Annotated in this window: 13 protein-coding genes; 7 read left to right on the forward strand and 6 right to left on the reverse strand. The window is 68.8% G+C overall.

Features of this window, described 5'->3' with window-relative positions; genetic code table 11:
• Positions 1-14 precede the first annotated feature (14 nt).
• The 3 genes from M9M90_RS07645 (at position 15) to M9M90_RS07655 (ending at position 3990) form a co-directional block, all read left to right on the forward strand.
• Positions 15-1466, forward strand: coding sequence for a glutamate synthase subunit beta (locus tag M9M90_RS07645; RefSeq protein WP_254836565.1), 1452 nt, complete (start codon positions 15-17; stop codon positions 1464-1466).
• Positions 1467-1531: 65 nt separating this feature from the next.
• Entirely contained in the window at positions 1532-2872 is a 1341-nt protein-coding gene (locus tag M9M90_RS07650; RefSeq protein ID WP_254836566.1) for an amidohydrolase family protein, read from the forward strand.
• Positions 2869-3990: a dipeptidase gene (locus tag M9M90_RS07655; protein WP_254836567.1), complete on the forward strand. Its 1122-nt coding sequence runs from the start codon at positions 2869-2871 to the stop codon at positions 3988-3990. The genes M9M90_RS07650 and M9M90_RS07655 overlap by 4 nt, the downstream gene beginning before the upstream one ends.
• On the opposite strand, the gene M9M90_RS07660 is transcribed toward M9M90_RS07655, so the two are convergent.
• The 5 genes from M9M90_RS07660 to M9M90_RS07680 form a co-directional block, all read right to left on the reverse strand.
• A complete protein-coding gene (locus M9M90_RS07660) occupies positions 3987-5000 on the reverse strand; it encodes an inorganic phosphate transporter (RefSeq protein ID WP_254836568.1) in 1014 nt (337 codons plus the stop codon). The two genes, M9M90_RS07655 and M9M90_RS07660, sit on opposite strands and share 4 nt — an antisense overlap.
• Before the next feature lie 10 nt (positions 5001-5010).
• Positions 5011-5655, reverse strand: a complete 645-nt coding sequence (locus M9M90_RS07665; RefSeq protein WP_254836569.1) for a DUF47 domain-containing protein — start codon at positions 5653-5655, stop codon at positions 5011-5013.
• 55 nt (positions 5656-5710) lie between these two features.
• Positions 5711-7465 (reverse strand): hypothetical protein, encoded by a 1755-nt coding sequence (locus tag M9M90_RS07670; protein WP_254836570.1) that lies wholly within the window; start codon positions 7463-7465, stop codon positions 5711-5713.
• 86 nt (positions 7466-7551) lie between these two features.
• On the reverse strand, positions 7552-8184 hold the full coding sequence (locus tag M9M90_RS07675; RefSeq protein ID WP_254836571.1) for a LysE family translocator: 633 nt from the start codon (positions 8182-8184) through the stop codon (positions 7552-7554).
• Positions 8185-8273: 89 nt separating this feature from the next.
• On the reverse strand, positions 8274-9071 hold the full coding sequence (locus M9M90_RS07680; RefSeq protein WP_254836572.1) for a peptidylprolyl isomerase: 798 nt from the start codon (positions 9069-9071) through the stop codon (positions 8274-8276).
• Positions 9072-9195: 124 nt separating this feature from the next.
• Between M9M90_RS07680 and M9M90_RS07685 the strand changes: the two genes are divergently transcribed.
• The 4 genes from M9M90_RS07685 (at position 9196) to M9M90_RS07700 (ending at position 11379) form a co-directional block, all read left to right on the forward strand.
• Positions 9196-9522 carry a PadR family transcriptional regulator gene (locus M9M90_RS07685; protein ID WP_254836573.1) on the forward strand — a complete coding sequence of 109 codons (327 nt, stop codon included), beginning with the start codon at positions 9196-9198 and terminating at the stop codon, positions 9520-9522.
• Positions 9519-10091 (forward strand): DUF1700 domain-containing protein, encoded by a 573-nt coding sequence (locus tag M9M90_RS07690; RefSeq protein ID WP_254836574.1) that lies wholly within the window; start codon positions 9519-9521, stop codon positions 10089-10091. The genes M9M90_RS07685 and M9M90_RS07690 overlap by 4 nt, the downstream gene beginning before the upstream one ends.
• 5 nt (positions 10092-10096) lie before the next feature.
• Positions 10097-10846, forward strand: a complete 750-nt coding sequence (locus tag M9M90_RS07695) for a GIN domain-containing protein (protein ID WP_254836575.1) — start codon at positions 10097-10099, stop codon at positions 10844-10846.
• Between the two features lie 206 nt (positions 10847-11052).
• Positions 11053-11379 (forward strand): endonuclease domain-containing protein, encoded by a 327-nt coding sequence (locus M9M90_RS07700; RefSeq protein ID WP_256549241.1) that lies wholly within the window; start codon positions 11053-11055, stop codon positions 11377-11379.
• Between the two features lie 244 nt (positions 11380-11623).
• Here the strand turns inward: M9M90_RS07700 and M9M90_RS07705 are convergent, their stop codons facing one another.
• Positions 11624-12268, reverse strand: coding sequence for an arylesterase (locus M9M90_RS07705; RefSeq protein WP_254836577.1), 645 nt, complete (start codon positions 12266-12268; stop codon positions 11624-11626).
• Between the last annotated feature and the right edge of the window lie 50 nt (positions 12269-12318).

The following is a 12318-nucleotide window of genomic DNA, read 5'->3' on the forward strand; positions in this document are numbered from 1 at the left end:
GGGGAGTTAAGAGCATGGGCAAGCCCACCGGCTTTCTTGAGATCGAACGCCAGGACCGCGTCTATGACGCCCCGTCCGAGCGCCTGAAGACCTGGAAGGAGTTCACCCAGCCGCTGGCGACGTCGGCCGTGGCCGGCCAGGCCGCGCGCTGCATGGATTGCGGGATTCCGTTCTGCCACACCGGCTGTCCGGTCAATAACCAGATCCCCGACTTCAACAACCTGGTCTATCGCGACCAGTGGCAGGCGGCGCTGGAGAACCTGCAGTCGACCAACAACTTCCCGGAGTTCACCGGGCGGGTCTGTCCCGCGCCCTGCGAGGCTGCCTGCACGCTGAACATCGTCGATGCGCCCGTGACCATAAAGACCATCGAATGCCAGATCGTCGATCGCGGCTGGGACGAGGGCTGGATCAAGCCGCAGGGTTCGCCCCGCGGCACCGGCAAGCGCATCGCGGTGGTGGGTTCGGGCCCGGCGGGGCTGGCCTGCGCTCAACAGCTGGCCCGGGCCGGCCATGCGCCCACCGTGTTCGAGAAGAGCGACCGGATCGGCGGCCTGCTGCGCTACGGCATCCCGGACTTCAAGATGGAGAAGCATCTGATCGATCGCCGGATCGCCCAGATGGAGCAGGAAGGCGTGATCTTCCGCACCAATTTCGAGGTCGGTGTCACCGTTTCGGTCCAGCGCCTGCTGGACGATTACGACGTGCTTGTCATGGCCGGCGGGGCGGAGAACCCGCGCGATCTGGAGATCCCCGGCCGCGAGCTCACCGGCGTCCACTACGCCATGGATTTCCTCACTCAGCAGAACAAGCGCAACGCCGGCGACGACGAGCTGCGCGCCGCGCCCACAGGCGCGATCTCGGCAACCGGCAAGCATGTGATCGTGATCGGCGGCGGCGACACGGGCAGCGACTGCATCGGCACCTCGAACCGCCATGGCGCGGCCTCGGTCACTCAGCTCGAGATCATGCCGCAGCCGCCGGCTCGCGAGAACAAGTTCATGACCTGGCCGGACTGGCCGCTGAAGCTGCGCACCTCGTCCAGCCAGGAAGAGGGCTGTGAGCGCGATTTCGCCGTGACCACCAAGCAGGTGCTGGGCTCCAACGGCAAGGTCGAGGCCATCGAGTGCGCCCGCATCGAATGGGTGACCGGCGAGGGCGGTCGCCAGACCCCGCAGGAGGTCCCGGGCAGCGCCTTCAAGCTGCCGGCCGATCTGGTCCTGCTGGCCATGGGCTTCGTCGGGCCGCGGCACAATGAATTCATCGAACAGGCCGCCGTCGAGTTGGACCCCCGCGGCAACGTCAAGGCCCCGGTGACGGACTACAAGACCTCGACACCGAACATCTTCTCCTGCGGCGACATGCGGCGCGGCCAGTCCCTGGTGGTCTGGGCGATCCGCGAGGGCCGCCAGTGCGCCCAGGCCGTCGACGCCTATCTGATGGGCGTCAGCAAGCTGCCAAGGTAGTCGCTGATCGTCGGTCGGTGAGCTTGGCCTTTCGGGGACGCGTTGAGCCGGGCTAAACGGGAGGCATGACCGCTTTCCGCGCCGCGGCGTTCGCCGCCGTCCTCGCCCTGGTTCCCGGCCTCGCCGCCGCGCAGCCAGAACCGCTCACCGTCTACAGCGGCGCGACCCTGATCGACGGGACCGGCGCGTCGCCGAAGCCCGGCATGTCGATCCTGGTCAGGGGAGAGCGCATCGAGCGGGTCTGGCGGGAGGGGGAGATCGCCCTCAAGCTGCCGCCGCAGACCAAGGTGGTGGACGTTTCCGGCCAGTACGTCCTGCCCGGCCTGACCGACAGCCACCAGCATCTGGCCACGCCGCCGGCGCGGGCCTGGGCCGAGGCGGAGCTGAAGCGCAGCCTCTATGGCGGGATCACCTCGATCCGCGACATGGCCGACGACCTGCGCAACGTGTCCGACCTGGCTCGGGCGACGCGGATCGGCGAGATCGCCGGTCCCGACATCTACTACGCCGCGCTGATGGCCGGGCCGTCGTTCTTCGAGGACAGTCGCGTTCACGCGGCCTCGCGCGGCGCCAAGGCGGGCGAGGTCGGCTGGATGCAGGCGATCGGACCGCAGACCGACCTGTCGCTGGCGGTGGCCCAGGCGCGCGGTCTCGGCGCCTCGGCGATCAAGGTCTATGCGAACCTGCCGGGCGAGACCGTGGCCGCGATCGCCGCCGAGGCTCACCGCCAGGGCGTGCCGATCTGGGCCCATGCGGCGGTGTTTCCCGCCACGCCCGAGCAGGTGCTGGACGCCAAGGCCGACGTGGTCAGCCATGTCTGCATGCTGGCCTACCAGGTGTCAGCCCCGATCCCCGGCCAGTACCACAACCGCGCCGCCGTCGAAGAGAGCCGCTTCGGCAAGGGTGTCCACCCCGAGATGGCCAGACTCTACGACAGGATGAGGGCCGACGGCGTGGTGTTGGACGCCACGGTGCGGATCTACGAGGCCATGAAGGGCCGCCCGACCAAGCCCTATTGTTCGACGGAGCTGGCCGCGCGGCTGACGCGCGAGGCGCTTGAGGCGGGCGTCAGTATCTCGGCCGGCACCGACGGCGCCTCGGCCCCGGAGGCCGCCTATCCCGCCCTGCACGAGGAGCTGGAATTGCTGGTGGACAGGGCCGGCTTCACGCCCATGCAGGCCATCGTGGCGGCCACGCGCAACGGCGCGCTCTCGGTGCGCCGGGACCCCGACTTCGGGACCATCGAGGCCGGCAAGCTGGCCAACCTGGTGTTCGTCGCCAAGGACCCCACCGCCGACATAGGCAACCTGCGCACCGTGGTCACCACCGTGAAGCGCGGCGTGGCCTATTCCCGCGCCGACTACGATCCCAAGGCCGACCTGGCCGCACGAAGGAGCCAGCCATGATCTCCCGCCGCCAGACCCTCGGCTTCGCCGCCGCCCTCGCGGCAGGACCGGCCCTCGCTCGCACCGAAAAGCCGATTATCGTCAACGCCTTGGGGGGACTATCGAACCCCAACCTGCAGATCGGCCGCCCCGCGGGGCCGGCTGCGGACACCTCGGTAACGGACTTCGACGCCCGGGGCCTGCGCGACGCCAAGGCATCCGGCCTGACGGCGGTGAACATCACGCTGGGCTATGTGGCCGGGCCGCAGGAGCCTTACGCCTATACGCTGAAGACCCTCGATGTCTGGGACAGGATCATCGCCGACAACGCCGCCGACCTGACCCTGGTGCGAAAGGCGGCCGACATCGCCAAGGCCGGAGCGGCCGGCAGGATCGGCGTGATCTACGGCTTCCAGAACGCTGTGCAGATCGGCGAGAAGCTGGAGCGCATCGACGAGTTCGCCGCGCGCGGCGTGCGGATCGTCCAGCTCACCTACAACCTCCCCAACATCCTGGGCGACGGCTCGATGGCGCCGGAGAACCGCGGCCTGACGCCGGCGGGACGTGAGGTGGTGGCAGGCCTTAACCGCGCCCGGCTGATGGTCGACCTGTCGCACTCCGGCGAGCGGACCTGCCTGGACGCCCTGGCCGAGTCCAAGGCGCCCATTTCGATCAACCACACCGGCTGCCGGGCGCTGACCGACCTGCCGCGCAACAAGACCGACGCCGAGCTGCGCGGGGTGGCGGAGAAGGGGGGCTTCGTCGGAATCTACTTCATGCCGTTCCTGAAACCGACCAGCCAGGCCAGCGCCGCCGACGTGGCGGCCCATATCGAGCACGCGCTGAAGATCTGCGGCGAAGACCATGTGGGGATCGGCACCGACGGCTCGGTGGCCACCATCGACGACATGGAGGCCTACAAGGCCGCGCTGGCCCAGGAGCATGCCGAGCGAAAGGCCGCCGGCATCGCCGCCAAGGGCGAGCGGGCCGACACTCAGCCCTTCGTCATGGATCTGCGCGGGCCTGACCAGTTCCGCAAGCTGGCGGGGCTTCTGAAAGCGCGGGGCCACAGCCAGCGGGTGATCGACAAGGTGATGGGCCGGAACTTCGTCAGCTACGCCGAGCGCGTCTGGGGCTAGCCCATGAACCGCCCGGCCACCCAATAGGTGACCGCCGAGATCGCCGCGGCCGCCGGGATGGTGATCACCCAGGCCGTTACGATCCGCCGCGCCACGCCCCAGCGCACCGCCGAGACCCGCCGCGCCGCGCCGACGCCGACGATGGCGCCGGTGATGGTGTGGGTTGTGGAGACCGGCACGCCCAGGCTGGTGGCCGCGAACAGGGTGATGGCCCCGCCGGTCTCGGCGCAGAAGCCTTGCATGGGGGTCAGCCTGGTGATCTTCGAGCCCATGGTGTGGACGATCCGCCAGCCGCCGAACAGCGTCCCCAGTCCCATGGCCGCCTGACAGGACAGCACCACCCACAGCGGCACGTGGAACTCGCCTGAGGCCGGGCCCATGCCGTGGGCGATCAGAAGGGCGGCGATGATGCCCATGGTCTTCTGGGCGTCATTGCCGCCATGGCCCAGCGAGTAGAGCGAGGCCGAGACGAACTGCATCTTGCGGAAAACCCCATCCACCGCGAACGGGGTGAAGCGGATGAAGGACCACGAGACGATCAGGGTCAGGAGCAGGGCCAGGACGAAGCCCGTGCCGGGCGACAGCACGATGGCCGCCAGGGTCTTGTTGAGGCCGACCCAGATCACCGCGTCCGTCCCGGCCTTGGCCAGGCCCGCGCCCACCAGCCCGCCGATCAGGGCGTGGGAGGACGATGACGGGATCGCCGCCCACCAGGTGAGCAGGTTCCAGCCGATGGCGCCCATCAGGGCCGAGAAGATCAGGCCGTCGGTGATCAGGTTGGGCTCGATGAGCCCCGCGCCCACCGTCTTGGCCACGTGCAGGCCGAAGAACAGGAAGGCGATGAAGTTGAAGAAGGCCGCCCAGGCCACGGCCGCGAAGGGCGGCAACACACGGGTCGCCACGATGGTGGCGATGGAGTTGGCCGCATCGTGCAGGCCGTTCAGGAAGTCGAACGCCAGGGCGACGACGACCAGGAAGATCAGGAGCGGCGTGAAGCCGAGAAGGTCCACCTGGCGTTCCCTAGACCTGCTCGATCACGATGCCGCTGATGCGGTTCGCCACGTCTTCGAAGCGGTCCATCACCTTCTCCAGGTGGCCGTAGATGTCGACGCCGACCACGAAGGCCATGGGGTCTCCGGCGCGGTGGGCCAGGAACAGCGCCTTGCGTCCGGCGTCGTAGATCGCGTCTGAGCGGTCCTCGATCTGGGTGATATGCTCGGTCAACTCGTTCAGCCGGTGGGCGTTCTGGCGCATCTTGTCCAGCAGGCCGACCGCCTCACGGGTCAGCAGCGCGGCCTCGACGATGATGTCGGCCATCTCGCGCATGGGATCTTCGAACTCGCGCAGCTCGAACAGGGTGATGACCTTGGCGGTCTTCTGCATCTGGTCGATGGCGTCGTCGAGCGAGGTGGTCAGGTCCTTGATGTCGCTGCGGTCGAAGGGGGTGATGAAGGTCCGGCGGACGGCGGTCAGCACCTCACGGGTGATCTCGTCGGCGGCGTTCTCATGAGCCACCACCCGGGCGCAGGCGGCGGGCACGCCGTCGCCGCCCTTCAGGACGTCGCGCAGGGCGGCGGCGCCCTCGACCAGGGTCTCGGCATGGGCCCTGAACAGGTGGAAGAACTTCTCTTCCTTCGGCATCATCGCCTGAAACCAGCTCAGCATCTTCGATCCGTCGCCAGAATATCGGCCGAGCTTCGAGCCGGCCCCCCGGCGGCTCTTAGCGTGTTCGCGCCTCGGCGGCGAGCGCGGCTTCGCGTCGAAAGACCGCAAGTCGCTCGCCCTCGAACAGCGGCTTCCATCCATCGCCGATGAGATCGTGGGGGCCGACCACCACCACGGTGTCGTAGTCGGCCAGGACGCCGGTTCCGACGTCCGCATTGGGCTCTGTCAGGATCATGTACGGTCGGCCCCGCAGGCCCAGCAGGACCAGGTGATGGACGTCCATGCCGTCGACGACCGCCGCGGCCCGCTCCGGCTGCCGCGCGATCAGAGAGTGGGCGGCCTGCAGTTCGGCCTGGAGGGTCGCGCGCTCCGGGGCGATCGCGCCGCGCCAACGCAGGTCCAGGAAGGTCGAGAGCAGGCCCAGGGTTACGAAATAGGCGAGCCAGGCGACCGATGTCCGGATCCGGGTGAGGCAGGCGACCGCCACGGCGAGGCTGGCGACGACCGCCATCCCAAACAGCGGCGCCCCGGCGTCGAAGTTCCAGCGGGCGAGATGGGGACGGTAGAAGGCGGTGAGCGCCGAGCCGTCCCAGGGGAAGATGGCCATGCCGCGCAGCATGCAGACGGCGAGGCCCGCCACGCCAACGAGGGTCACCAGCCCCATGGCGATGCGCCACGGACGGCCGCCGCCACGCTGGAATTCAGCGATGAACGGAGCCGCGGCGAGCCAGATGATCGGCACGAAGAACTCGAAATAGCGGCCCCAGAGGCGGCCGGTCTCGTTCGGTCCGTAGACCAGGGCCTTTCCCGCGAAGATCGCCACCATGGCCAGGGTGGCGGCCAGGGCCAGCAGGACCAGGAGGAAGGCGGTCTCCGTCTCGTCCAGGCGATAGCCGCCGCGGCGCAGGCTCCAGCGCCAACGGGCGACGATCCGCGCCAGGCCCGTGGCGATGGGCACGCCGGCAAGCAGCAGGCTGGCGGACGCCATGGCGGCCAGGGCCCACAGCGCCCGCCGAAGCTCCTCTAGCCCGGTCGGGCTGTCGAGGGCGCGGACATAGTGGCCGCCGAGGAAGAAGGTGAAGGGTTGGGTGATCGGCGCGCCGACCGCCAGCTGGGCGAGATTGCCCGCCGCCAGGAAGGCCACCGCGAACAGCACGATCCGTGCGGTGAAGACCCAGAGCTGCCGGCGGCCCAGCAGGCCGTCCAGGACCGCCAGGACCATGAAGGCGGCGGCCACGGCCACGCCTTGCGGCTTGATGAGAGTCAGCAGGCCTGTCAGCGCTCCGGCCAGCAGGGCGTGGACCGCCGGGCGGTCCAGATAGAGGCGGGTTGTGGATAGGACCAGCACGCCCAGCAAGCCGACGTACCAACCTTCCGGCAAGGCGGTGAAGACGAAGCGGTAATAGGGGAAGGCCAGGGCCAGCAGCAGGAAGCCGCCAGAGCGCCAGTCGGCGAGCTTCGACCGCACGGCCATCCAGACCAGGACCAGTCCGCCGAAATAGGCCCCGGCGCCCAGCACGCGCAGCCATTCCAGCAGGTGCTCGGTCCCGTAGGTGACGGCGCGGATGATCAGCAGGAAGACGGTGTTGTTGAGCGCCTGCAGCTGCGGGGCGAGCCGCGGATCGCCGGCCATCGCCTTGCCGTAGAGGGCGTGGATCAGATAGGCGCCTTCGTCGCCCGCATAGATCGGCTCGGCCGCGAAGATCTGGTTCACATAGGCCAGCACCACCGCCAGGCCGGCCAGCACGAGCAGGCCCATGGCCAGGCGCGCGCCGAAGTTGTCTTCCGAACCGTCGTCCCCGGCGCTCATGGGCGCAATCTGGCCGTTCGCGGCGAGCGTGACTAGGGCCGGAGCCTTGCTTTCGAATTCGAGGGCCGCCTGGCTTTCGTCCTCGCCTAGCGTCGGCTGTCCAGCGCCATCCGTACCGCCAGGGCGCCCAGCACCGTGCCCATCAGCCAGCGCTGGACCATGGCCCAGGTCGGGCGGGCGGCCAGGAACCTGGCCACCGAGCCGGCGGCCAGGATCATCACCCCGTTGCAGGCCACGCTGGCCGTGATCTGGGTGGCGCCCAGGATCATGCCCTGGGCCAGGATGTCGCCGCGCTCGGGGTGCATGAACTGCGGCAGCAGCGAGAGGTAAAGCACCGCGGCCTTGGGGTTCAGCAGGTTGGTGAACAGGCCCATGGCGAAGAGCCGGGCGTCGCCGTGCGGCTCCAGCTCGCGCACCGCGAAGGGGGAGGCGGCGCCGGGCTTCAACGCCTGCCAGGCCAGCCAGGCCAGGTAGCAGGCGCCGGTGATCCGCATCACGTCATAGGCGATCGGCACGGCCATGACGATCGCCGTCAGGCCGATCACGGCCGAGACCATGTAGAAGATGAACCCGGCCGCCACCCCGGCCAGGGACATGAACCCCGCGCGGCGGCCCTGGCTGATGGACCGCGAGATCAGGTAGATCATGTTGGGGCCGGGCGTCATGGCCATGCCCAGCGCGATCAGTCCGAAAGCGATCCAGTCCGTCCAGACGACCATGCCGCGGCTCCCCTGCTTGGAGCCCGGCTATAGCTGCAGGCCTTGAGTCCCGCGCGCCAGAAATCCCGCGTGGATCGTTAGGCGCGCTCTCAGCGGGTGGGGATCTCGATATCGCAGACGGTGAAGTCGGCGCCCCTGGCGGCGCGGACCCTGCCGACCAGGGCCTTGAAGGCCGCCCCGCGCTCGTCCAGCACCTCGACCCTGGGGCGTTCGGCGGCGGGGATGTCGGCGGCGACCCGGACGCGGATCATCCGGTCGGGATTGGCAGGCGGCTCGCCGACCGCCATGGCGCGCACCACGTCCAGGCCCTTCACCACCCGACCCCAGACCGTGTAGTCGCCGTCCAGCCGGCGGCTGGCCTGGCGCATGAAGAAGATCTCGCTGTTGGCGGTTGTGACGGCCTCCTGCCGTCCCATGCCGGCGACGCCGGGGCAGTAGGCGCCGGTTGCGCGGCGGCCCAGCGGGTTCGTATCCAGCAGGTCCTGGGCGCCGATGAAGGGCGTCGATCCGACGAAGCCCTCCACCGCGTCGCTGGTGTCGCGGACGATGGGGTGGGGCTGGTCGGGTTTGAGGCGGAAGGTGAACTCCGGCGCCAGGTCGGGGTGTCTGGAGACCCCGCCGTCCTTGTTGTCCGGGTTGCCGGTCTGGTCGACGAAGTCCTCGATCACCCGGTGGAACAGCAGGCCGTCATAGACCCCCTCCCGCGCCAGCAGCTTGATCCGCTCCACCGCCCTGGGCGCCAGATCGGGCCGCATCTCCACGACGATCGTTCCCTTGGAGGTCTCGATGACCAGGGTCTCGGTGGGATCGAGGGACCGCCAGTCGGCGGCCTGGGCGGCGGCCGAAATCGACAGGGCGGCCATACAGAAAGTGAATAGACGAAGCATGTTCTCGACTATCGACAAACCGTCGCCTTTCGCAACGGGCCCAGCTTACTAACTTGTAATGCACGCTACCTTGCACCGATCACTACCGTGCGATACACGTTAGCTCGAATTGGAGGTGCGCGTCGTGGCGGAAGCCGTTCAAGTCCAGCTGAAGAAGGGGGTGCTCGAGCTCTGCGTGCTCGCGCTGCTCTCCCGACAGGACAGCTACGCCTATGAGATCGCGAGCCGTTTGGCCGAGGGGATCGATATGGGGGAAGGCACCATCTATCCGTTGATGCGAAGGATGCAGACCGACGGGCTGGTCGACACCTATCTGGTGGAGAGCTCTTCCGGTCCGCCACGCAAGTATTACAAGCTGACGGAGGCCGGGAAGCAGAGCTTCACGGCCCAGAAGGCGGAATGGGCGGCGTTTTCCCGCGCCGTCGAGGCCATCCTGGGAGAGACGAAATGACCCGGCAGGCCTTCATCGACCGGTTGCGCCTGGGTCTCTCGGGAATGCCCCCGCAGGCCATCGCCGACGCCATCGCCGACTATGAGGCGCACTTCGACGAGGGGCTGGCCGCCGGCCGCTCCGAGGAGGAGGTGGCAACCGCCCTGGGCGATCCCGCCCGGCTGGCGCGCGAGCTGCGCGCCGAGGTCGGCCTCAAGAAGTGGGAGGAGCAGCGCAATCCCTCGGCGGCGGCCGGCGCGATCTTCGCCGTGCTTGGCCTGGGCGCCATCGACCTGCTGATCCTGCTGCCGATCCTGATGGCGGTGGCCGGAACCCTGTTTGGCCTGATCATCGCGGTGGTGGCGGTGTTCTTCGCCGGCGGCGCCGTGTTCGCGGTGGGCCCGTTCTTCCAGCCCCCGGGCGGGACAGCGGCGGCCCTGCTGGGCGGTATCGGTCTGATGGCCCTGGCGAGCTCCGCCGGCGCCTTGCTGACCCTGGTGGTCATCGGCTTCGTCAACGCCCTGGTCTGGTACGGGCGCCTCCACTACCGGCTGCTGAAGCCGGCCATCGAACCGCAAGTGCAGGGGTGAGTTCCATGATCCGCGTCCTCGTCCTCATCGCCATCACGGGATTCTTCGTCGGGGTGGTGGCGCTCTCCAGCGCCGCGGCCATCGGCGGACCCGACCTTGCCGCGCGCAACTGGCACTGGATCAATCACTGGAGCGAGATCGACTGGGACCATGTCGATCGGGACGTCGATGTCGATGTCGACGTCGGTGAAACCGGCTCCACCTTCACCCGCGAGATCGCCTGGACCGGGGGTTCGGAGCTCGACATCGACGTCCCCGCCGATGTGCAGTTCACCCAGGCGCCGGGCCCCGGCACGGTTGTCATCACCGGTCCCAAGCGCGCCGTCGAGCGGGTGGTGCTGGAGAATGGGCGCCTGGCGACCGACGGGACCCACTATTCCAGCCGCCGGCTGAAGATCACCATCACGGCGCCGGATGTCCGCAAGTTCGGCGTCGGCGGCGACAGTGAGCTGGTCGTCGAGGCCTATAAGCAGGACAGCCTGGCGATCGACGCATCGGGATCCACCGAGGTTACGGTCCGCGGCGTGACCCGCAAGCTCGCCGTCGACGTGTCGGGTTCCTCGGAACTCGATCTCTCCGGGCTCGAGGCCGAGGAGGCGGCGGTCGACAGCTCCGGCAGCGCCGAGACGTCTCTCGCCCCCAAGAGCGTGGCCGACCTGAACATCTCGGGCGCCTCAGAGGTGACCCTGCTCACCAAGCCGGCCCAGCTCGCCACCGACATCTCCGGCGCGGGTGAGCTTCACGAGGCGCACTAGGTCGCAGACGCGAAGGTCCTCCCCTTCTGGGGGAGGTGGCGCGTCGCCCTCTTCGGCGACGTGACGGAGGGGGCTGAAGCCCATAAGCGAGAGTCAGAGTCCCCCTCAGTCGGCTTTGCCGACAGCTCCCCCAGAGGGGGAGCATCTTGTATGGTGCGGCCTAGACGTGTGGGGGATGAATGGACGCGCCGGCGCGAACTCGGACCATGGCCAAGAGGCTGAGGCGGACGATGTCGCTGCCGGAAGTGCTGCTGTGGCGGGCGATCAAGGGGCGCAAGTTGGATGGGTTGCAGTTCCGCAAGCAGCATCCGCTTGGGCCTTATGTTCTCGACTTTTACTGCGATGCGGCGAAGCTCTGCGTCGAGGTAGACAGCTACGTTCACGGTACCGGACAGCGGCCGGAGCGTGACGAGCGACGGGACGCATGGCTGGCCGACCAGGGTGTGAGGACGCTGAGGATTTCGGCGTCGCTGGTGCTCGACGAGGTCGATGATGCCGTGGCGATGATCCGTCAGGCGATTGAGCCTTCCTAGGAGCGAAGCGGAGAGACGGAGGCGGTTGAAGCGCACTGAGCGAGTCAAAGTCCCCCTCACCCGGCCATGCGGCCGGGAGCTCCCCCAGGGGGGGAGCATCTATGGACTATGCGAGCCCGGATCCTCCCCCAGCGCGTAGCGCGGTTTGGGGGAGGTGGCTCGGAGCGAAGCGGAGAGACGGAGGGGGTTGAAGGGCGCGGAAGCGAGTCAAAGTTCCCCTCATCTGGTTCCTTGACCGTTTGCCCTAGGCGCGACCCGCCAAGGCCTTCAACACCACCGGCGCCAGACCGCGGGCGATGACTTGGACGCCCTGAGCGTTGGGGTGGAAGCCGTCGCGCTGGTTCAGCGTCGGGGTCTGGGCGACGCCGGCCAGCAGGTTGGGGTAGAGGGCCGCGCGATGGGCGCGGGCCACCGCGGCGAACACCGCCTCGAACTCCCGGGCATAGGCGCCGCCGATCACCGACGGGGGCTTCAGGCCCGCCACCACCACCGCGATCTTCCGCGCCCGCAGCCGGGCGACGATGCGGTCGAGATTGGCCTTGGTGCGCTTGGGATCCTGGCCCTGCAGCAGGTCGTTGCCGCCCAGGGCCACGACGCAGACCGCCGTGTCTTTCTGGACGCTGAAGTCGAGGCGGGCGAGGCCGCCGGCGGTGGTGTCGCCCGAGACACCGGCGCCGCGGACCAGGGCGCCTGCGCCCAGCCGGTCGAGCTCGGCCTGCAGCCGGGCGGGGAGGGCGGCGCGCGCGGGCAGGCCGTAGCCCGCGGTGATGGAATCGCCCAACAGGGTGACCACGCGCCGGGGCGCCGCCAGGGCCGCGCCGGGCAGGGTCAGGGCCACGGCGGCGATCAGCGCGCGGCGGGTCGTCAGGCTGGTGGGTGTGTCGGCCATTCTACTGCCCTATCTAAGGCTTCGCTTGCCAAGCTCAATGTCCGCCATCG

It is taken from the genome of Phenylobacterium sp. LH3H17 (assembly GCF_024298925.1).
GTDB lineage: Bacteria > Pseudomonadota > Alphaproteobacteria > Caulobacterales > Caulobacteraceae > Phenylobacterium.